General features: G+C 71.3%; 16 protein-coding genes. 8 read left to right on the top strand and 8 right to left on the bottom strand.

All coding sequences use genetic code 11. The features are described 5' to 3' along the window. From ACSBPG_RS26525 to ACSBPG_RS26500, 6 genes are all read left to right on the top strand, one after another. Positions 1-1,887 carry an AAA family ATPase gene (locus ACSBPG_RS26525; RefSeq protein WP_435540251.1) on the top strand — a complete coding sequence of 629 codons (1,887 nt, stop codon included), beginning with the start codon at positions 1-3 and terminating at the stop codon, positions 1,885-1,887. Further along, positions 1,884-5,228, top strand: a complete 3,345-nt coding sequence (locus ACSBPG_RS26520) for a type I restriction endonuclease subunit R (protein ID WP_435540250.1) — start codon at positions 1,884-1,886, stop codon at positions 5,226-5,228. The genes ACSBPG_RS26525 and ACSBPG_RS26520 overlap by 4 nt, the downstream gene beginning before the upstream one ends. A 5-nt stretch (positions 5,229-5,233) precedes the next feature. Next, positions 5,234-5,986: a M48 family metallopeptidase gene (locus ACSBPG_RS26515; protein WP_435540249.1), complete on the top strand. Its 753-nt coding sequence runs from the start codon at positions 5,234-5,236 to the stop codon at positions 5,984-5,986. A 212-nt stretch (positions 5,987-6,198) separates the two neighbouring features. Further along, positions 6,199-7,164 carry a TAXI family TRAP transporter solute-binding subunit gene (locus ACSBPG_RS26510; RefSeq protein WP_435540248.1) on the top strand — a complete coding sequence of 322 codons (966 nt, stop codon included), beginning with the start codon at positions 6,199-6,201 and terminating at the stop codon, positions 7,162-7,164. 94 nt (positions 7,165-7,258) lie between these two features. Continuing rightward, positions 7,259-9,364: a TRAP transporter permease gene (locus tag ACSBPG_RS26505; protein ID WP_435540247.1), complete on the top strand. Its 2,106-nt coding sequence runs from the start codon at positions 7,259-7,261 to the stop codon at positions 9,362-9,364. A gap of 94 nt (positions 9,365-9,458) precedes the next feature. Beyond that, the gene (locus ACSBPG_RS26500) at positions 9,459-11,678 is read left to right on the top strand and encodes a methyl-accepting chemotaxis protein (protein WP_435540246.1); all 2,220 of its coding nucleotides are present in this window, start codon (positions 9,459-9,461) and stop codon (positions 11,676-11,678) included. Between the two features lie 86 nt (positions 11,679-11,764). Here ACSBPG_RS26500 and rplS read toward each other — a convergent pair whose 3' ends face one another. From rplS to ACSBPG_RS26460, 8 genes are all read right to left on the bottom strand, one after another. Then, a complete protein-coding gene (gene rplS, locus ACSBPG_RS26495) occupies positions 11,765-12,160 on the bottom strand; it encodes a 50S ribosomal protein L19 (RefSeq protein ID WP_435540245.1) in 396 nt (131 codons plus the stop codon). 42 nt (positions 12,161-12,202) lie between these two features. Further along, the gene (gene trmD / locus ACSBPG_RS26490) at positions 12,203-13,006 is read right to left on the bottom strand and encodes a tRNA (guanosine(37)-N1)-methyltransferase TrmD (protein WP_435540244.1); all 804 of its coding nucleotides are present in this window, start codon (positions 13,004-13,006) and stop codon (positions 12,203-12,205) included. Positions 13,007-13,009: 3 nt separating this feature from the next. Continuing rightward, entirely contained in the window at positions 13,010-13,552 is a 543-nt protein-coding gene (gene rimM / locus ACSBPG_RS26485; protein ID WP_435540243.1) for a ribosome maturation factor RimM, read from the bottom strand. 12 nt (positions 13,553-13,564) lie between these two features. Beyond that, complete coding sequence (gene rpsP / locus ACSBPG_RS26480) at positions 13,565-13,918, bottom strand: 30S ribosomal protein S16 (RefSeq protein ID WP_435540242.1); 354 nt, start codon at positions 13,916-13,918, stop codon at positions 13,565-13,567. A 46-nt stretch (positions 13,919-13,964) separates the two neighbouring features. Further along, on the bottom strand, positions 13,965-14,339 hold the full coding sequence (locus tag ACSBPG_RS26475) for a VOC family protein (protein ID WP_435540241.1): 375 nt from the start codon (positions 14,337-14,339) through the stop codon (positions 13,965-13,967). Continuing rightward, a complete protein-coding gene (ffh, locus tag ACSBPG_RS26470; protein WP_435540240.1) occupies positions 14,336-15,712 on the bottom strand; it encodes a signal recognition particle protein in 1,377 nt (458 codons plus the stop codon). Before ffh ends, ACSBPG_RS26475 begins: the two co-directional genes overlap by 4 nt. Before the next feature lie 182 nt (positions 15,713-15,894). Next, complete coding sequence (locus tag ACSBPG_RS26465) at positions 15,895-16,593, bottom strand: response regulator (protein WP_435540239.1); 699 nt, start codon at positions 16,591-16,593, stop codon at positions 15,895-15,897. 37 nt (positions 16,594-16,630) lie between these two features. Further along, positions 16,631-20,149: an ATP-binding protein gene (locus tag ACSBPG_RS26460; RefSeq protein WP_435540238.1), complete on the bottom strand. Its 3,519-nt coding sequence runs from the start codon at positions 20,147-20,149 to the stop codon at positions 16,631-16,633. 81 nt (positions 20,150-20,230) lie between these two features. Here ACSBPG_RS26460 and ACSBPG_RS26455 point away from each other — a divergent pair, with 81 nt between their 5' ends. Next, positions 20,231-21,277 carry a transporter substrate-binding domain-containing protein gene (locus ACSBPG_RS26455; RefSeq protein WP_435540237.1) on the top strand — a complete coding sequence of 349 codons (1,047 nt, stop codon included), beginning with the start codon at positions 20,231-20,233 and terminating at the stop codon, positions 21,275-21,277. Positions 21,278-21,569: 292 nt separating this feature from the next. Next, a partial coding sequence (locus ACSBPG_RS26450) for a transporter substrate-binding domain-containing protein (RefSeq protein WP_435540236.1) occupies positions 21,570-21,943 on the top strand: 374 nt, incomplete at its 3' end.

Raw genomic sequence — 21,943 nt, 5'->3', positions numbered from 1 at the left:
ATGCGACTGCTGCACTATCTCGAAATCGAGAACTTCAAGAGATTCGGTGAGCTGCAGCGCATCGAACTGGATCATCCGGCCGTCCTGATCGGCCCCAACAACTGCGGGAAGACCAGCGCCATTCAGGCGCTGGCCCTGTGGTCCCAGGCGGTGCGCACCTGGTACGATGCCCGCAAGGAGTCCAGCGCGAAGCAACGGACGGCCACCTCCCTGAACCGATTGAACATCGTCGCCGTCCCCGTTCTGCGCACACGCCTGTTCTGGCACAACGCCCAGGTCCGGAGGGGAAACAAAGATATCCCGCTGGTCATCACGGTGGGGGTGGAGTTCAAGGGCGAGATCCGGCCCTTGTCCATGCGGTTCCGCAACCAGGGAGATGATCTGGTCTATGGAACCCCCGACCCTTCGGTCATGTCCGATCTTCCGCTCATCTCCTATGCGGCCTCCATCCGGGTGGAACTCCTCTACCCGATGTCCGGTCTGGATACAGAAGAACCGATCCTCCAACCCGGAAGGATCGACGTCCTGCTGGGTCAGGGCCGGACCGCAGGTGTCTTACGGAACCTCTGCTGGTCGGTCTTCACGTCCTCAGCAGAGGACTGGGATCGAATCGTCACGCTGATGGACCGGCTCTTCAACGTGTCCTTGGAGGCGCCGCAGGAAACCGGGCGCGGAAGCATCCAACTCCAATATCGCCAACCAGGAGTAAAGGAGAAGCTGGACATCTCGTCCGCGGGCCGGGGCTTCTTACAGATGCTGCTGGTCTTCGCCTATCTCTATTCTCACAAGCGCAGCGTCCTCATGGTCGACGAGCCGGACGCGCATCTAGAGATCCTGCGCCAGAAACAGGTATATATTCTGCTGCGGGACATAGCCAACGAGAATCAATCCCAGGTTATCATTGTCACTCATTCCGAGGTCATCCTGGACGAAGCCCTCGACACCAACCTGACGCTGCTTCTGGAAGGACAGACCGACAATCTGGCCAGGAAGATTGATATCAAGAGCAGCCTGAAACATTTCGGAACCGCTCACTATATCAAGGCGCGGGAGCGCCGATACGTGCTCTACATTGAGGGCGGGACGGATGTGGACATGCTGTCGGCGCTGGCCCGGCACCTTCGCCATCCCGCCGCGGATCTCTGGGATGAGCGCATCAATTCCTTCTACGTTCAGAACAACTATCCCCTCCAGGATCAGGAGGCCGAGTTGGAACGGGTGGAAGGCGGGTTCGGGATCACCCCGAAGGAACATTTCTTCGGCCTTCGAAGTCTAGTGCCCAACTTGAAAGGATTGGCCATTCTAGACAATGATGGGAAGGGCCGACAAGACAGGGACGAAGGCGCGCTCAAGATCCGGTATTGGCGGAGGTACGAGGCCGAGAACTATTTCATCACGCCAAGCGTGCTCCGCGAATTTGCTCTTGCTCAGTACCCGATCGGCGAATTGTTCAGGACGCCCGCGGCGAACGCGACAGACAAGATTCTCGAGCAGCTAGTCACCGAAAGGATTTTCGATGGAAACGCTGAAAATTATCAGGTATGGCGCGACTCGCCCCCCGATGCGGCTCGCTTGATCTGGGAGACCCAGACCGAACGCCGCAAGATGAGCGATTTCGCCGAGGAATTCTTCCGTAGGCTTGCCCAGGAACTTGGCGGAGCCATGCTTCTCAAGAAAGGCGAGTTGCACCGGCTGGTCCCCCATGCCTTGCTGAGTCCGGCGGCGGAAAAAGAGGTTCGGGAAAAGCTGGACCTGCTGGCCGAGATTTTTCGGGTAGCGCGTCCCCATGAGGAACAGCCGCTCGTCCCCTCGGCAAACAACGGAAATGGCGTCGACCGGGTGATCGAGGACATCCAGTCTGCCGCTGCCGAATCGGGGGATTCATGAAAGGCTGGGAGGACGACAACGTCGAGCGTCCATTCATCGCTCAGCTCGTGGCGCTGGGCTGGACCCATGTGGAAGGCTCCCGCGATGATCCCGCGCTCACCGGCCGCACGGCGTTTTCCGAGGTGATCCAGGAAGGCGTGCTGCGGGAGCGGCTCCACGCCCTGAACCCCGGCCCGGACGGGCAGCCCTGGCTGGACGAGGCCCGCCTTTCGGAGGCCGTCGCCGCCCTTACCCGCCCCGGCCTTCACAAGCTGATGGAGGCCAACGCCGCGGTCACCGAATTGCTGCTCAAGGGCCTGACGGTCGAGGGGCTGCCCGGCTGGGACGGCGGGCGGGGGCAGACGATCCGCTACATCGACTGGGATCACCCGGCCAACAACCGCTTCACCGTCGTCAACCAGTTCCGGGTGGACTGCCCGCCGGGATTCGATGCCGGCACCGTCTTCATCGTGCCCGACGTGGTGCTGCTGGTGAACGGCGTGCCGCTGGTGGTGGCGGAGTGCAAGAGCCCCGGCCGGCCGGAGCCGCTGGCCGAGGCGGTCGACCAGCTCCGCCGCTACGCCAACCAGCGCCGCGCCGCCTTCGAGGTGGAGGAGAACGAGGGCGCCGAGGCGCTGTTCGCCGGGGTCCAGCTTCTCGTCGCCACCAGCTTCGACGAGGCGCGGGTGGGCTGCATCGGTGGCGCCTTCGAGCACTTCGCCCGGTGGAAGACCGTGGTCGGCCCCGACGGCGAGGGCAGCGAACGGGATGCCGCCGCGATGCTGGGCAAGGCCACGCTGTCGGACCAGGAACGGTTGGCGGCCGGGCTGCTGACGCCGTCCCACCTCCTGGACGTGGTGCGCAACTTCATGCTGTTCATGCAGGTGGACGGGCGCACCATCAAGACCGTGTGCCGCTACCAGCAGTACCGGGCCGTCAACCGCGCGCTGGCGCGCCTGAAGACCGGCGCCACCCGCCGCCGCCACGGCGAGCACGACCAGCGCGGCGGCATCATCTGGCACACCCAGGGCTCCGGCAAGAGCCTGACCATGGTCTTCCTGGTGCGCAAGATGCGCACCGACCCGCAGCTCCGCCGCTTCAAGGTCATCGTCGTCACCGACCGCAAGGACCTGCAACGCCAGCTCTCCGCCACCGCCGTCCTGACCGGCGAGACCGTGGAGGTCGCCGAGAGCGCGGCCGGCGTGCGGGCGTTGGCCCGCCGGCCGGGGCCGGGCCTGATCTTCGCCATGATCCAGAAGTACCGCAACGGCGACACCGACGACGACCGGCCGCTGACGCGCGCGGACCTGCCCCGGGACGCCGGCCCGCCACGGGGTTTCGCAGAGCCGGGGCAGAGCGCCTATGTGGTCGAGCCAAGCTACGACGTGGCGAACGACGACGACGCCATCCTGGTCCTGGTGGACGAGGCGCACCGCACCCAGGCCGGCGACCTGCACGCCGAGTTGCTGGCCAGCCTGCCCAACTGCGCGCGCATCGGCTTCACCGGCACGCCGATCATCATGGGGGCGAAAAAGCGCACCCATGAGATCTTTGGCGCCTTCATCGACCGCTACACCCTCAAGGAGGCCGAGGCCGACGGCGCCACCGTTCCGGTGCTGTACGAGGGGCGCACCGCCAAGGGCGCCGTCAAGGACGGCGCCAGCATGGACGAGCTGTTCGAGGACATGTTCCGCCAGCTCTCCCCGGCCGAGCTGGAGGCGTTGAAGCGCAAATACGCCACCAAGGGGCAGATCTTCGAGGCCCCGGCGCTGATCGCCGACAAGGCGCGCGACATCCTGCGCCACTACGTCGCCCACATCCTGCCCAACGGCTACAAGGCGCAGGTGGTGGCCTACAGCCGGCTGGCCGCCATCCGCTACGTCGAGGCGCTGAAGGCGGCGCGCGACGAGCTGCTGGCCGAGGCCGCCGCCCTGTCCCCGGCCGAGCGGGACATGGACGACGAGGCGCTGGCGCTGCGCCCGGCAAAGATGCGGGCGGTGGTCCAGGCATGGCGGAGCCGCGATACGCTGGCGCGGATCGAGTTCGCCCCCGTCATCTCCGGCTCCGAGGACGATGACGCGGCCTGGGCGCCCTGGACGGACGCGGCGGCACAGGAGCGCCTGATCAAGCGCTTCAAGAAGCCGCTGTCCCACGCCAAGGCGGACCAGGCCGACCCGCTGGCCTTCCTGATCGTCAAGTCGATGCTGCTGACCGGCTTCGACGCGCCGGTCGAGGGCGTGATGTATCTCGACCGCCCCATTCGTGAGGCCGAGCTGCTCCAGGCCATCGCCCGTGTCAACCGCACCGGCCACGGCAAGCGCTGCGGCATCGTGGTCGACTATTACGGCGTGGCCGGGCATCTGAAGGAGGCGCTGGCGGCCTATTCCGACGAGGACGTGGACGGCGCGCTCACCAGCCTGAAGGACCAGATTCCGGTCCTGCGCGAACGCTACCTGCGGGTCACCGAGCTGTTCCGCCGCCGCGGCATCGACACCCTGCAGGACACCGAGGCGTGCGTCGACCTGCTGGCCGACGTCAGGCTGCGGGCCGAGTTCGCGGTGAAGCTGAAGGCGTTCCTCGCCTCGCTCGACACCGTCCTGCCGCGTCCCGAGGGGCTGCCGTTTTCCGGCGACGCCAAGCGGCTGGCCTACATCTACGCGCGCGCCCGCAACCGCTACAAGGACACGCCCGCCCTCGGCAAGGATCTCGGGGCGAAGGTCCGCAAGCTGATCGACGACCACGTCATTTCGCTGGGCGTCGATCCGAAGGTGCCGCCGATCCAGCTCACCGACGCCGACTTCGACCGGCATGTCGCCCGATCCGCCAACAACCGCGCCAAGGCCTCGGAGATGGAGCACGCCATCCGCTCCCACATCCGCAAGCACCTGGACGAGGACCCGGTGTTGTACCGCCGGCTCTCCGAACGGCTCAACGCCATCCTGAAATCACTGGGCGACCAATGGAACGACCTGATCGCGCAGTTGCAGAAGATCATCGACGAGTTGCGGGCGGGTGCGGTGGAGGACGCCACGCCGCCAGCCGACCTTCCCGACCATTGCGCCCCGTTCCTGCGCACGCTGCTCGACGTCGTCCACCCCGACGGAACGCCGGGCGCGGCCGACCTCGTGCGCCTCGGCGAGGTGACGGTCGAGCTGGTGGACATGTTGGCGGGCGAGTTGCGGAGCGACCCGAACATCTGGAGTCCGTACAAGCGCGCCGACCAGGAATCCCTGAACGGGCAGATCTTCGATCACCTGATGCGCCTGCGTCCGCCGTTGGTCGACCTGGACAAGGCGGGTATATTGGCCGACAGGCTGCTGGCCCAGGCCCGCGCCAACCATGACCGGCTGATCCAGCTCTGAGGACCATGCTCGCCCGCCGCAGACTCCCGGACCCGTTGCCACAGGACGCCGAACGACCGTCCGACGGGCATCTCAGCGTCGGAGACCTGCATTTCAGCGTCCGCCGCAGCACGCGCCGCCGTTCGATCGAGATCGCCGTGGAACGGGACGGCTCGCTGGCCCTGCTCGCTCCGCCGGACGTGCCGGTGGAGACGTTGCGCGCCTTCGTTCTGGAGAAGCGCTTCTGGATCTACACCAAGCTGGCGGAAAAGGACTCTCTTCAGCGCACCGTCCCTACGAAGGAGCTGGTGGACGGCGAGGGGTTCCTGTACCTCGGCCGCAGCTATCGGCTGAAACTGGTCGATGACCAGGACGTCCCGTTGAAGCTGGTCAACGGCCGCTTCCGGCTCCGCCGGGACGCGGTTCCGGCCGGGCGCGAGCGTTTCATCCACTGGTACAGCGACCACGCCCGTGCGTGGCTGGGCCATCGCGTCGCCGCCTACCGGTCGCGGATGGAAGTGGCGCCGGCCGGAACGCGGGTGCAGGACCTCGGGTTCCGCTGGGGGTCGTGCGGCAAGGGCGATTGGCTGTACTTCCACTGGAAGACCATCCTGCTGCCGGCCCGCATCGCCGAATACGTCGTGGTCCACGAGATGGCCCACCTCCATCACCCCCACCACACCCCCGACTTCTGGCTGCGCGTCGAACGCGCCATGCCCGATTTCGCCCTCCGCAAGGCGTGGCTGGCCGAACACGGAATCCTGGTCGAAGGGCTGTAGGGCCGGCTCCGCGGCCTCCGACGCCGTGCCGGATCCCGCACACCCCTCCCCGCCGCGTGCGGAATTCCGCACGCCGCCGTCCCGCCCGCTCCGCGCAAAGGCAGCGTTTCCAACCATCGCATGCACGCACAGTTGATGGCACGGCTCTTGCCCCTGGACGTCCGGGCGGCGCGCCCAAGCGCCGCCGGACTGCCATGAGGGAGAGACGCACCATGAAATCAGCGTTTGCCGCCGCCGCGGTCGCCGCCACCGTTTCGTTCGCCGCCGTTTCGTTCGCCGCCTCGCCGGCCTCGGCCGCCGAATTCGTCAACGTCCTGACCGGCGGCACCAGCGGCGTCTACTATCCGCTGGGCGTGGCGATCGCCAAGCAGGTGGGCGACGCGCTGCCCGACGCCAAGACCTCGGTGCAGGCCACCAAGGCGTCGGTGGAGAACCTCAACCTGCTGCAGAGCGGGCGCGGCGAGCTGGCCTTCTCGCTCGGCGATTCCCTGAGCCTCGCCTGGGCGGGCGACGCCGAGGCCGGCTTCAAGCAGAAACTGGACAAGCTGCGCACGGTCGGCGCCATCTATCCCAACTACATCCAGATCGTCGCCCGCGCCGACAGCGGCATCCGGACTCTGGCCGACCTCAAGGGCAAGCGCGTGTCGGTGGGCGCGCCGAAGTCGGGGACGGAGCTGAACGCCCGCGCCATCCTCGGCGCCGCCGGCCTGAGCTACGGCGACTTCGGCAGGACCGAGTACCTGCCCTTCGGCGAGTCGGTGGAGCTGATGAAGAACCGCCAGCTCGACGCCACGCTCCAGTCGGCCGGCCTGGGCGTCGCCTCCATCAAGGACCTGGCGGTCAGCGCCGACATCGTCGTCGTCGAGGTGCCGCCGGCGGTGGTCGCCAAGATGGGCGACCCCGTCTACGTCTCCGCCCCCATCCCCGCCGGCACCTACCCGGGGCAGGACACCGCCGTCCAGACCGTGGCGGTCGCCAACTACCTGGTGACCCACGCCGGCGTGTCGGACGACACGGTCTACGCCATGACCAAGGCGGTCTTCGACCATCTCGACGGCCTCGCCGCCGCCCACAGCGCCGCCAAGCAGATCGCCGTCGACACGGCGGCCGCCGCGATCGCCGTGCCCATGCACCCGGGGGCGCAGCGCTACTTCCGCGAGAAGGGCCTGCTGAAGTGAGAGCGGCTGCCTAGCGCACCGGTCCGGCCCTCTCCCGCCTTGGGAGGGGGCGACGGCGCACCGCCGCCAACACCCCGACGTCCGGAGATCTTACATGACCAGTTCCGACCGGCGGTCCGACGAGTCCGCCGAAGCGCGGCGGGTCGTCGACCGCGAAAATCCGGCGACCGCCGATTTCGACCTGCCGCCGACGACCCACCGGATCATCTTCGCCCTGTCCGTCGCCTTCGCCCTGTTCCAGCTGTGGACCGCCACCTTCGCGCCCCTGTCGAGCGCCGTGGTGCGGGCCGTCCACGTCGGCTTCCTGCTGGCCCTCACCTTCCTGCTGTTCGGCGCCAACCAGCGCCGCGTCCGCACCGCCGTGCCATGGACCGACTGGCTGCTGGCCGGCCTCGCCATCGCGCTGAGCCTCTACCACTGGGTGTTCGAGCACGACCTGCTGCTGCGCGCCGGCGACCCGACGGTCCTGGACCTGGCCGTCGGCGCAGCCCTCATCGCCCTGGTGTTCGAGGCGGCGCGGCGCATCATGGGGCTGGCCCTGCCGATCATCTGCGGCGTCTTCATCCCCTACGCGCTGCTCGGGCCGCTGCTGCCCGACGCGCTGGCCCACCGCGGCTACGGCGTCGACCAGGTGGTGGAGCAGCTCGCCTTCGGCACCGAGGGCATCTACGGCACGCCGGTCTACGTCTCGGCCACCTTCATCTTCCTGTTCATCCTGTTCGGCGCCTTCCTGGAGCGCGCCGGCATGATCAAGCTGTTCAACGACGTGGCGCTCGGCCTGTTCGGACACGCCAAGGGCGGGCCGGCCAAGGTGGCAGTGGTGTCCTCCGGCTTCATGGGCACCATCAACGGCTCCGGCGTGGCCAACGTGCTGACCACCGGCCAGTTCACCATCCCGCTGATGACCCGCTTCGGCTACCGTCCGGCCTTCGCCGGCGCGGTCGAGGCGACCGCCAGCATGGGCGGCCAGCTCATGCCGCCGGTCATGGGGGCGGCCGCCTTCATCATGGCCGAGACCATCGGCGTGCCCTACCACGAGGTGGCGCTGGCGGCCCTCCTGCCGGCGATCCTCTACTTCGGCGCCGCCTTCTGGATGGTCCACCTGGAGGCCGGCCTGCACGGGCTGGACGGCGTGCCCAAGGCGGAGTGCCCGAGCGCCCTCGCGGCGGTCCGCGCCAACTGGCACCTGCTCTTCCCGCTGGTCGTGCTGGTCCTGCTGCTGTTCTCCGGCTTCACGCCGATGTTCGCCGGCGTCATCGGCATCGCCTGCACCGCCGTGCTGATCCTCGGCACCGGCACCGCCGGCACCCTGCCGGCGGCGTGGCTGCGCGTCGTCTTCTGGGTGGTCCTCGGCCTCGTCGCCGCCGCCCTGTGGCGCCTCGGGCTGCGGGTGGAGCACCTGGCGGCGGCCATGGTCGGGCTGCTGGTGCTGCCGGCGCTGGCCCTGCGCGGCGGGCGGGAGACCCTGCGCCTGCTGCTGCGCAGCCTGGCCGACGGTGCGCGCAACGCCATCGGCGTCGGCATCGCCTGCGCGCTGGTCGGCGTGCTGATCGGCATCCTGACCCTGACCGGGCTGGCCTCGGGCATCGCCGCCAGCATCGTCGAGATCTCCGGCGGCAGCCTGATCCTCGCCCTGGTGCTGACCATGATCGCCTCGATCGTCCTCGGCACCGGCCTGCCGACGACCGCCAACTACATCATCACCTCGGCGATCGCCGCCCCGGCGCTGCTGCAGATGGGCGTGCCGCTGATCGTCAGCCACATGTTCGTCTTCTACTTCGGCATCATGGCCGACCTGACGCCGCCGGTCGCCCTGGCGGCGCTCGCCGCCTCCTCGATCGCCCGGGCCGGCCACCTGGAGATCGGCTTCCTCGCCACGCGGATCGCCATCGCCGGCTACGTCGTGCCCTTCATGGCGGTCTACTCGCCGGCCCTGCTGCTGCAGACCGACGATCCCGTCGCCGTGGCCTACATCGCGGCCAAGGCGGTGCTCGGCATCCTGCTGTGGGGCGGCGCCTCGGTCGGCTACTTCATGACCCGCCTCGGCTGGCCCGAACGCGCCTTCGCCACCGCGGCGGCGGCGCTGCTGGTCGTGGCGCTGCCGGTCACCGACGAGCTCGGCCTGGCGATGGCGGCGGCCTTCATCGGCTGGCAGTGGTGGCGCACCCGCCGGGCGGCGGTGCAGGCGCCGGCGGTCTGACGCAGGCGCTCTGACGCCGGCGGGCGGACACCAACGGGCGCCGACAAGACCCGCGGACCAGCGGGCGGCGGCGCGGCACAACGGGAGGAAAAGGATGCGTACGGCGTTCCGGACGGGACTGGCCGTCAGGCTGTTCGCCGCCTTCGCGGCGGTGGCGGCCCTGACGGTGGCGGGCAGCGGAGTGGGATGGTGGTCCTACGCGGCGGTCGAGCGGCGGATCGCCGCCATCGCCGACCGCACCCTGCCGGAGGTGGCGGCGGTGAGCCGCCTCAGCACGGCGAGCGCGGCCCTCGCCGCCGCCGCACCCGACCTCGAGGCGGCGGCGACGCCGGCCGACCGCGACGCCGCGGCGGCCCGCATCGCCGGACGGGCGGGCGTGCTGCAGGAGCGGCTGGCGGCACTCGACGGGCTCGGGCTGCCGGCGGAGCGGGTGGCGGAATTGGGCGGCGCCGCGCGCGGCATGATCGCCACGCTCGACCGCCAGGCGGCGGCGACCGACGCCCGCATCGCCGGGCGGATGCGCCGGCTGGCCCTGGTGGAGACGCTGAACGCCGCGCACCAGACCCTGCTCGGCGCCATCGAGCCGCTGGCGGCGCAGGCCAGGGACGACGTGGTGGCCGCGGCGGAGGCGCTGACCGACGACACCGCGGCGGCCGCCCGCGCCCTGGTGAGCGCCTGGACCGAGGGCCGCGGCGAGGCGACCACGCAGGCGATGAAGCGGGCGGCCGACAAGCTCCAGCGCGACACCGCCTTCGCGGTCAGCGACCTCACCACCGACGCCCTGCAGCGCTTCAGCACCTTCCGCGAGCTGAGCGCGCTGACCAACCTCGCCGCCGGCCTGCTCAACGAGGCCGCCAACGGCCTCGACGCCGACCGCCTGCCGGCGCTGCGCGACCGCTTCGCCCGCGCCGCCGATGCCATCGCCGGGCTGGTCGCCGGCCTGCCGGCGCGCGAGGCGGCGCGGGTGGAGGGGCCGGTCGCCACCCTGCTGGAGGTCGGACGGGCCGCCGACGGGCTGTTCGCCGTGCGCACGGCGGAACTGGCGGCCATGCGCGCCGGCGCCGCCCTGCTGGCGGACAGCCGCGGCCAGGCGTCGGCGCTGGACGCCGGCGTCGAGGCGATCGTCGAGGCCACCTTGGCGGACTCGCGCGACGCCGCGGCGGCGGCCCGCGCCGCCACCGCCTCCGGCCGGCTCTGGCTGGCGGCGGTGGCCGTCCTCAGCATCGCCGGTGCGGTGCTCATCGCCTGGCTCTACGTCGGCCGCCGCATCGCCGCCCGCCTGCTGGCGCTCGCCCGCGCCATGCGGGCGATCGCCGACGGCGACCTGTCGGCGCCGGTGCCGGCCGGCGGCCGCGACGAGCTGGCGGCGATGGCCGAGGCGCTGCTCGTCCTGCGCGACGCCTCCGCCGCCGCGGCGCAGGCCAACGAGCGGGTGGAGGCCGAGCGCCGCCGCGCCGCCGCGGAGAAGGCGCGCACCCTGCAGACCCTGGCCGAACGGTTCGAGGCCAGCGTCCGCACGGTGGCCGACGCGGTGGCCCGGGCGGCCGGCGGCCTGCAGGGCACGGCGGAGGCGATGGTCGGGCAGGCCGACGCCGCCGGCCGGCAGACCGCCGGCGCCGCCGCGGCGGCCGCCCGCACCCTGGACGGCGTGCAGAGCGCCAGCGCCGCCGCCGAGGAGCTGAGCGCGTCGATCGCCGAGATCGAGCGGCAGGTGGCCCTGTCCTCCGAGACCGCCGAGCGCGCCGTGCGCGACGCCGAACGCACCGACGCCATCATCCACGGGCTGGCCGGCGCCTCGGCCAATGTCGGCGACGTGGTGGAGATGATCGGCCGCATCGCCGCCCAGACCAACCTGCTGGCCTTGAACGCCACCATCGAGGCGGCGCGCGCCGGCGAGGCCGGCAAGGGCTTCGCCGTCGTCGCCTCCGAGGTCAAGACCCTCGCCAACCAGACGGCGGCCGCCACCGACCGCATCGCCGGGCAGATCGCGGCGATGCAGACCGCGACCGGGGAGGCCGTGACCGCCATCGGCGCCATCGCCGAGACCATCCGCGCCCTGGGAGGGATGGCCGGCACGGTGGCCGACGGCATGCGCGACCAGGCGGCGGCGACCCGCGCCATCAGCCGCAGCATCCAGGACGTCGCCCGCGAGAACGGCGACCTCTCCGGCGCGCTCGGCGTCGTCTCCGCCGGGGTCGACGCCGGCCGCGCCTCCAACCGCGAGGTGCTGGCCGCGGCCGCGGCGCTGTCCACCCAGTCCCGCCGCCTCGACGCGGAGATGCGGGGGTTCGTGGCCTCCATCAGGGCCGTGTAGGGCCCCGGCCGCAAACGCCGATCGCCCGCCGGAGGCTGACCTCCGGCGGGCGACGGGAACGGCTCTTGCAGCAGAGGCGCTGGCGCTTACTCGGCGGCGGCGGCCGGCTTCTGCGTGCCGCGGCCGGTGGTGCGCTCGGCGATGCGGGCCGACTTGCCGCGGCGGTCGCGCAGGTAGTAGAGCTTGGCGCGGCGGACGTCGCCCTTGCGCACCAGCTCGATCGAGTCGATGCGCGGGCTGTACAGCGGGAACACGCGCTCCACGCCCTCGCCGTAGCTGATCTTGCGGACCGTGAACGAGGAGTTCAGGCCGGCGTTCTTGCGGGCGATGCACACGCCCTCGTAGGCCTGCACGCGCTCGCGCGTGCCCTCGACCACCTTCACGTTCACGCGGAGCGTGTCGCCCGGCGAGAACTCCGGAATGGTCTTCTCACCCAGGACCTTCTGGATGTGCTCCTGCTCGAGCTGCTGCAACAGGTTCATGACACTACCCCTTTCCAACCCGGCGCGCCTCGCGGCGGACCGTCACTCCATCGTTTTCCGGCGGCCGCGGCGCGCGCGGCCGGTTGCTTCCTCTTCGGCCCGGCGGCGCTCGGCGTAGCGGGCCCACAGGTCGGGCCGCCGGGCCCTCGTGATCCGCTCCGCCTCGGCCAGCCGCCAGGCGCGTACCTTCTCGTGGTGACCGGACAGAAGGACGTCCGGCACCGGCCGCTCCACGCCCTGCCCGTCCGTCCAGACGGCGGGCCTGGTGTAGTGGGGATATTCGAGCAATCCCCGTTCGAAACTCTCCTCGCCCGCCGTCTCCACGTTCCCCATCACGCCGGGCAGCAAGCGCACCACGGCGTCCATGAGGCAGAGCGCGGCCGGCTCGCCGCCGGACAGCACGAAATCGCCGAGGCTGACCTCCTCGATCGCGTGCGCCTCCAGCACCCGTTCGTCCACCCCCTCGTAACGGCCGCACAGCAGCGTCACCACGGGGGTCGCGGCCAGCTCCCGGACCAGCTCCTGGTCCAGCACCCGGCCGCGCGGCGACAGGTAGACGACCCGTCCCCGCCCTTCGCTTCCCGGCGCGCCGCAGCTCGCGGTGAGCGCCGCGTCGAGGACGTCGGGCCGCATCACCATGCCGGCGCCGCCGCCGAAGGGGGTCTCGTCGACGGAGCGGTGTTTATCGCGCGCGAAGGTGCGGATGTCCACTGTTTCCAGCGCCCACACGCCATTTTCCAGGGCCTTGCCGGCGAGGCTGTGACCGAGCGGCCCGGGGAACATCTCCGGGAACAGGGTCAGCACCCGCGCCGTCCAGACGCACGGTCCGGTGGCACCGTGGTTCACCGCTCACGACTCCTCTTCGCCCTCGGCGCCGCCCTCCGGCCTCGCCTCCACCACGTCGGGCGGCTCCACCACCAGGCGGCCGCCGCGGACGTCCACCACCGGCACGCAGGCCCTGGTGAACGGCAGCAGCTCGGTCGTCCCGGCTTCGGTGCGCACCTCCAGCACGTCGCCGCCGCCGAAATCGTACAGCGCCTTGACCGTGCCGAAGGGCGTGCCGTCGGCCCGCTCGGCCCGCAGGCCGATCAGGTCGGCGTGGTAGAACTCGTCCTCCTCCTCCGGCTCGGGCAGGGCCGCCCGGTCGACGAAGAGACGGACGCCGGCCAGCGCCTCGGCCTGCTCGCGCGTCGCCACGCCGTCGATGCGGGCGAGCCACAGCCCCTTGTTGGATCCGGTGAGCGACACGGCGAAGCGCCGTGTTCCCGCCTCGTCCGACAGGGGGCCGTAGGCGGCCACGGCCTGCGGGTCGGCGGTGAAGCTCTTCAGCCTCACCAGCCCCCGCACGCCGTGCGGCCCGACGAGCTGGCCGACGCAGACCTTGGACGTCATGGCCTAGACGGCTCAGCCCTCGGCGGCGGCCGCGGCGGCGGCGGCTTCCTTGGCGCGCTCCTGGGCCTTGGCCTTGGGCGCCGACTTCTTCGGGGTCTCGCGGATGGCCGGCTTCTCGACCAGGCCGGCGTTGGCGAGGAAGAGGACGACGCGGTCGGTCGCCTGGGCGCCCACCGACAGCCAGTGCTTGGCGCGCTCGGCGTCGAGCACGATGCGCTGCGGGTGCTCGCGCTCCAGCATCGGGTTGTAGGTGCCGATCTTCTCGATGAAGCGGCCGTCGCGCGGGCTGCGCGCATCGGCGACGACGATGGCGTAGAACGGACGCTTCTTGGCGCCACCGCGCGCCAGACGGATCTTCAGAGCCATGGGTAGAACTGCTTTCCTTGCTGGTCGTGAAACAAAAAGGACGGTTTCAGGACGCCGTGTGGCACACGGCTTCGAGCTTGTGGCCGTCGGGGTCGAGGACGAACCCGGCGTAATAGTCGGGGTGGTAGAGCGGCCGGAGCCCCGGCGCCCCGTTGTCGCGGCCGCCGTGCGCCAGCGCCGCCGCGTGGAAGGCGTCGACGGCGGCGCGGTCGGGCGCGCGGAAGGCGATGTGGAAGCCGGCGACCGGTGCCGCCGGGAGATCCGCGGTCTCGTTGATCCAGAAGTGGGGATGGCCGTCGCCGTAGCCGGCGCCGCGGCCGAACTCCATCACCCGCCTGTAGCCGACGGTCGCCAGCACCGCGTCGTAGAACGCCGTGGACCGCTCGAAGTCGGACACGGGCACCGAGAGGTGGTCGATCACGGGAAGCCCCCTCCGCCGCGCAGGTTGCGCGGCAGGAGGCCGCCCAGCCCGTGGCGGGCGATGCCCTTCTTGCCGAGCTTCTGCACCTGCTTCATCATCGAGCGCATGTCGTCGTACTGCTTCAGCAGCCGGTTGACCTCCTGCACCGTGGTGCCGGAGCCGGCGGCGATGCGCTTGCGCCGCGACGCCTTGATGATCTCGGGCGACTTGCGCTCCTTCTTGGTCATGGAGGAGATGATCGCCTCCTGACGCTTGAGCGCCTTGTCGTCGATCTTCTTGTCCTTGAGCTGGTCCTTGATCTTGCCGACACCGGGCAGCAGGCCGAGCAGGCCGCTCATGCCGCCCATCTTGCGGATCTGGCGGAACTGGGCGGCCATGTCGTCGAGGTCGAAGCCCTTGCCCTGCTCGATCTTGCGGGCGAGCTTCTCGGCCTCCTCCTGGTCGATGGACTCGGCCGCCTTCTCCACCAGGCTGACGACGTCGCCCATGCCGAGGATGCGGCCGGCGACGCGGTCGGGGTGGAAGCCCTCCAGCGCGTCCAGCTTCTCGCCCAGGCCCAGCAGCTTGATGGGCTTGCCGGTGATCTGGCGCATCGAGAGCGCCGCACCGCCGCGGGCGTCGCCGTCGACGCGGGTCAGCACGATGCCGGTGATGCCGACCTTGTCGTTGAAGCTGGTGGCGACCGTCACGGCGTCCTGGCCGGTCATGGCGTCGGCCACCAGCAGGGTCTCCACCGGCTTGGCGGCGTCGCGCACCGCCGCCACCTCGGCCATCAGCTCCTCGTCGATGGCGAGGCGGCCGGCGGTGTCGAGCATGACGACGTCGTAGCCCTCCTTGCGCCCCGTCTCCAGGGCGCGCCGGGCGATCGCCACCGGGTCCTGGCCGGGGACGATGGGCAAGGTCGCCACGCCGGTCTGCTCGCCCAGCACCTTGAGCTGCTCCTGGGCGGCGGGACGGCGCACGTCGAGCGACGCCATCAGGACCTTCTTGCGCTCCTTGGTCTTGAGGCGGAGCGCGATCTTGGCGGTGGTGGTGGTCTTGCCCGAGCCCTGCAGGCCGACCATCAGCACCGGCACCGGCGGCACGGCGTTGAGATTGATCGGCTCGGCCTGGCCCAGCATCTCCACGAGGTGGTCGTGGACGATCTTGATGACCTGCTGGCCCGGGGTGACTGAGCGCAGGACCTCCTGGCCGACCGCGCGCTCCTTGACCTGGGCGACGAAGGTCTTGACCACGGGCAGGGCGACGTCGGCCTCCAGCAGCGCGATGCGCACCTCGCGCAGCGCCGCGGAGACGTCCTCCTCGCTCAGCGCGCCGCGCCGGCGCAGCTTGTCGAAGATGTCGCCCAGGCGTCCGGTCAGGCCTTCGAACATGCGGTCCTCGATCTGGTCTCCGTCCCCGCCGCCCACCGCCACCACGCCAAACGCAAACGCGCCAGTGCGCGAAACTCGCGGACTGGCGGCGCGCCGGCGGGCGCGGTGTCGAACGGGTCGACAGGAACTGGGGTGCGGACTTTAGGGGCGCCGCCGGGCGGAGTCAACAGAAAGGCGGCGGCTCATCCCGCCACGGCGCTGGCGAAGACGTAGCCGCTGCCGTGCACCGTCACGATGTGGCGCGGCTTCGCCGGGTCGGGCTCGAGGATGCGGCGCAGCCGCAGCACCAGCCGGTCGACGGAGCGGTCGAAGGGGTCGGCCCGGTGGCGGGTCAGGTCGAGGAGCGCGTCGCGGCTGAGCACGCGGCCGGCGTTGACGACGAACGCCGCCAGCAGGTCGAACTCGGCGGTGGTCAGCCGCACCTCCGTGCCGTCCGGGGCCGTCAGCCGGCGGGTGTCGAGCCGCAGCTCCCAGCCGTCGAAGCGGTGGACGTTGGCGGCCGGCAGCGGTGCGGCCTGGGCCATCCGGCGCAGCAGGCTGCGGGAGCGGGCGAGGATCTCGCGCGGCTCGAAGGGTTTGGTGATGTAATCGTCGGCGCCGAGCTCCAGGCCGATGATGCGGTCGACCCGGTCGGTGCGGCCGGTGATCAGGATGATCCCGACGTCGGAGGTCGCGCGCAGCTCGCGGGTGATGGTCAGCCCGTCCTTGCCGGGCAGGCGGATGTCGAGCAGCACGAGGTCGACGCCGTGGCGGGCGAGGATGGCCGACAGCCCGTCGGCGTCGCGCGCCGGCAGGACCGTGAATCCCTCCTGGCCGAAATAGGCGCCGAGCGTGTCGCGGGTGACCGCGTCGTCGTCGACGATGGCGATGGTGTGCGTCATGTCGGATGACAGCCCGCTGGCGGACGAGCGGTCGATTCTAGCCGGCGCGGGCGGCACCGGCAACCTCGGCCGGCCCCTCCTCGGCGGCGCGCGCGGCGCACCACGCCTCCAGGGCGTCGACGGTCGTGGCCAGGAGGTCGGGGGCCCCGGCGATCAGCGCGGCCGCCGCCGCGGCCCGGCCCGCGCGCAGGTGGTCCTCGACCGTCCGCATGGACTCGACGAAGCGGGTCAGCCCGAAATGGCTGGCCGAGCCGGCCAGCAGATGCGCCGCGTCCGCCCGCCCGTCCTCCGGCAGCGCCGGATCGGTGAGGCGGGCCAGGCCTTCGGACAGGGTGGCGAGCAGCGTCCGGCGGATCGCCGCGAACCGCCGCGGCCCCAGCGAGCGGGCGTAACGGTCGAGCGCGCCGGCATCGAGCAGGGCGGCGTCGAGCGGGGCGGTGCCCGCGTCGCCGCCCTCGTCCAGGGTGAGGATCACCGGCGCGCCGCCCGGGGCGGCGTCCGGGGCGGCGTCCGACGGGGGCGGCCGGCGGCCGGCCAGCACGCCGGACAGGGCCTGGATCATGCGGTCCGGAAACAGCGGCTTCTCGACGATGGCGTCGATCCCCGCCTCCAGGTAGCGGGCGCGCGCGCCGACGAAGACGTTGGCGGTGACGGCGATGATCGGCACCGCGGCACGGCGGCGGTCGGGCAGCCGGCGGATGCGCCGCGCCACCTCCACCCCGTCGATGTCGGGCAGCCGCATGTCGAGCAGGATGGCGTCGAAGGCCCGCGCCGTCGCCAGCGCCAGCGCCTCCTCGCCGGTCGCCGCCAGCACCGGCCGGTGCCCGGCGTCGCCCAGCAGGCCCAGGGCGATCTCCTGGTTGATCGGCGCGTCCTCCACCAGGAGCAGGGTCAGCGAGCGTTCCACCGGCTGCAGGGCCGTGCCGGCCGTCACCGCCGACCCGGCGTCGGCGGCGGCGGGCACCAGCGCCACCTCGACCGTGAAGGCGCTGCCGCGGCCCACCGTGCTGGCGACCGCGATGGTGCCGCCCATGGCGTCGACGAGGTGGCGGACGATCGCGAGGCCGAGGCCGCTGCCGCCGAAGCGGCGGGCGATGGAGGCGTCGGCCTGCTCCAGCTTCTCGAAGATCGCCGACAGCCGGTCGGCGGGAATGCCGATGCCGGTGTCGCGCACGGTCAGGCGCAGACGCTCCCCGGCCGGGCCGGCGGCCCGTTCGACGGCGATGTCGATGCCGCCGCGGTCGGTGAACTTCACGGCGTTGCCGACCAGGTTGATGAGGATCTGGCGCAGCCGCTGCTCGTCGATGACGATCGCCGCCGGCACCGCGTCGTCGATGGCGAGGCGCAGGGCGACCCCCTTCTCCTCGGCCAGGCTCTCCACCGTCACCAGCACGTCGTCGAGCAGCGGCCGCAGCACGCAGGGGGCGGGGTCGAGCTCGAGCTTGCCGTCCTCGATCTTGCGCAGGTCGAGGATGTCGTTGACGTGGTCGAGCAGGGTCATGCCGCAGCGCATGATGGAATGGGCGTGGCGCCGGTCGGCCGGGGCGAGGCTGCCGGTGACGAGCAGGCGCGCCAGCCCGAGGATGCCGTTGAGCGGCGTGCGCATCTCGTGGCTGACGGTGGCGAGGAACTCGGTCTTGGCGGCGTCCGCCCGCTCGGCGCGCTCCTTGGCCAGGCGCAGCTCCTCGCGCGCCTGGTGGGAGGCGGTGACGTCGTTGGCGATGCCGATGACGTGATGGCGGCCGTCGCCGGACCAGGTGAAGGGGTGGCGGCGGACCGCGAAGGTGCGCCGCTCGCCGCCGCGATCGAGCACCAGCTCGTCGGTTTCCGGCAGGGCGCCGCCGGCGCGCCACAGCAGGCCGCCGACCCCGTCGCCCAGCGCCTCGTCGAGACGGCGGCCGTGGATGCCGGCCCGCTCGATGCCGAAGGCGCGCTCGGCGGCGTGGTTCCAGAGGACCACCGTGCCGCTGTCGCCGTCGAGCACGTAGAGGACGCTCGGCACGTTGTCGATGACGGCGTCCATGAAGACCTGGGTGCGCAGCAGCAGCTCCTCCGCCTCGCGGCGCCGGGTGATGTCGACCACCGAGATCAGCAGGACGTCCTCGCCCTGGAACGGGAAGGCCAGGCCGGACAGCAGGCCCCACACGGTGCGGCCGTCGCCGGCCACCAGCTCGGCCTCGAAATCGATGGCCTGTTGGCGTTCGCGGATGGTGCCGACGAAGGCGTCGTGCACGGCGCCGTCGCCCCACAGCGCGCGCACCGGGCGGCCGACCAGGCGGTCGGCGGCGGCGGCGCCGAACAGGTCGACGGCGCGGCGGTTGACGAAACGGATCTGCCCGTCGTCCCGCCCGGCGATGACCAGCGGCACCGGCGTCGCCTCCAGCACCGCCCGCAGCCAGCGCTCGTTGCGGCGCAGGGCCTCGCCCTTCACCTCCGTCTCGTGGATGTAGAAGCGCAGGGCCCGGGCCAGCTCGGCGATCTCGTCGCTGCCGTCGGCGGGGATCTCGGCGTCGCCGTCCTCGGCCTTGGCGCGCAGCGCCTGGCGGACGTTCCACAGGCGCGCCACCACGCTGCGCTGGATGTACAGGAAGGTCAGCAGCCCGCCGACCAGGACGATGCCGGCCGAGGCCGAGAACAGCCGCGTGTAGGTGACCGAGGCGCCGATGATGTCCTGGCGGTAGCGCTCGGCCGCCGCCGTCTTCTCCACGAAGATCGCCGTGTTGAGGCCGGTGTTGGTGAGCGACACCTGGTTGGCCCGGTCGACCATGCCGCTCAGGCTCTCCTCGGCGTCGAGCTGCACCTGGCGGTGGCTGTAGATGGCGCCGTCGCCCAGGGCGATCGGCTGGAGCGCCGCCAGCAGCGGGTCGAGGCGTTCCCGCACCCCGGGGTCCAGCGTCCCGGACAGCGCCGTCAGGGCGGTCATCTCGCTGGCCGCCTCGGCGGCGAGGCGGCTGAGGGCGTGGGTGTTCTCCACCCGGTAGGAGGAGATCAGCAGATAGAGCACCCGCTGCGCCGCGGCGCGCCAGCGCTGCACCACCGGATCCGCCGGCTCCTGCACGCCGAGCCCGGCCAGCCGGTCCTCGATGCCCTGGAGGGCGAGGCTGCTCTCGCGCACCGCGTTGCCGGCGGCGATGCGCCGCTCGACCAGGCGGTCGATGGTCTGGCGGATGCGCACGATCTCGTCGCGCATGTCCTGCAGGGTGCGCGTCTGCGCGGCGAGCCGGCCGTCCTGCTGGGCGAGGTCCGTCAGCATCAGGTCGTAGCCGTTCTGCAGGTCCGACAGGCTCTGGTTGACGGTCGAACGGGTCAGGTTGTCCTTGGCCAGCGCCAGCTGCTCCAGCGCCCGCATGATGCGCTGGTGCTGGCGCTCCAGCTTGGCCGAGGCGACGACGGCCGGGAAATGGCGCGAGGTGACGTCGGAGATGCCGCGGTGCAGGTCGCCGAGGACGATGTAGGCGCCCAGGCCGATCACCAGGGCGACCAGCCCGTTGAGGGCGAGCGCGCCGAACACCCGGCCGGCGACGCCCGTGCGGAACACGCTTGCCACGTCGGCCATCCCCTCCAGCCGTGAAATCCATTGCATGACGGAGCGGCAACCGTAGCATACGGGCCGCCCTCCACCGCGCGTGATCTTCTCATGCCGACCGCCGCGCTCCGCGCCGTACCCGCCGCCCTGCTGGCGCTGTGCCTCCCGCTCCTGGCGCTGGCGGCCGGGCCGGTGCCGGCGCCGTCGCCGGTCATCCGCGACATCCAGGCGCGCGGCGTGGTGCGCTGCGGCGTCGTCATCGCCCCGGGGTTCGCCGCCCACGACGCCGCCGGCCGGCCGGTCGGCTTCATGGTCGACCTGTGCCGCGCGCTGGCCGCCGCGGTGCTGGGCGACGCCGACGCCATCGACCTGCGCCGCTCCTCCAAGCCCCTGGAGTTCGCCGCCCTGGAGAACGGCGACGTCGACGTCTCGTTCGCCCAGACGTCGTGGACGATGGAGCGGGACTCCGCCCTCCCCCTCGACTTCGGGCCGGTGGTGTTCCACGACGGCCAGGGCTTCGCCGGCTGGCGCGGCCGCGACGGCGTCCCCGCCTTCGCCGGCGACGAGGCCACGGTCTGCGTGACCGAATCCAGCACGGCCCAGAGCAACCTGCGCGACCACATGGCGGCCACCGGCAAGCGCTGGTCGGTGCGCCCGTACAAGAGCCTGGACGACGCCCTGCAGGCCTTCCTGGGCCGCGAGTGCACCGTGCTGTCGACCGACCGGGCGCTGCTCACCACCATGCTGCAGGCCCTGCACGAGCCCATCGACGACCTCGTGGTGTCGCCCGACACCATCGCCCGCGAGCCGGTGGCGCCGCTGGTGGCCAGCCGCGACCGCACCTGGCTGACGGTGGTGCGCTGGACCATGCACGCCCTCGTGCTGGCCGAGGAGAAGGCGGTGGAATCCCAGAACGCCGCCCGGCTGCGCGACGAGTCCGGCGACAGCGAGGTCCGCCGCCTGCTCAGCGGCGTTCCCGGCGCCACCCGGCGCCTCGGCCTGGCCGACGACTGGGCCTTCCAGGTGATCCGCCAGGTCGGAAACTACGGCGAGATCTTCGAGCGCAACCTCGGCGCGCGCTCGCCCTTCGGCCTGCCGCGCGGCCCCAACCGGCTGTGGCGCCAGGGCGGACTCCTCTACGCCCTGCCCTTCCAGTGACGGCCGGCGGCGCGGCCGCCGGCAATTGTGAATGGAATGTCCAACGGCGCACCTCCGCCCGCCGGACGAGAGAGTCAACGCCGTCAAGGGCTTGACTGACCGCCCGGCACCCGGCACGGGCGCTCCGGCGACATTCGTTCACACATTTCCGCGCCCTGTTCACGTCGGGCGCGCATTGCATTCACGCCGCCTTCGAATGATCCGCCCCCAGGACGCCGCCTCCGGGGATGTGGCACCGGCCGCCCGGAGCCGTAACGACAGGCCGTCCGAACCGAACAAGGAGATCACTCTCGTGAAGACCACGCTGTGTGCCGCCGTCCTCGCCGCGACCGTCGCGGCCATTCCCGGTTCCGCCCTTGCCGGTCAGACGCTGGACTCCATCAAGCAGAAGGGGTTCATCCAGTGCGGCGTGAACACCGGCCTGTCCGGCTTCGGCAATCCCGACAGCGCCGGCAAGTGGACCGGCCTGGACGTCGACTTCTGCCGCGCCGCCGCGGTCGCCCTGTTCAACGATCCGGAGAAGGTGAAGTTCACGCCGCTGTCGGCGCAGCAGCGCTTCCCGGCGCTGCAGTCGGGCGAGGTCGACATCCTGTCGCGCAACACCACCTGGACCCTGACCCGCGACACCTCGGTCGGCCTCAACTTCGCCCCCGTCACCTACTATGA

Origin of the sequence: Azospirillum sp. ST 5-10 (assembly GCF_051225715.1) — a bacterium.
GTDB lineage: Bacteria > Pseudomonadota > Alphaproteobacteria > Azospirillales > Azospirillaceae > Azospirillum.
The sequence above is the reverse complement of the archived record's forward strand: the minus strand, read 5'-3'. Positions and strand labels throughout refer to the sequence as shown.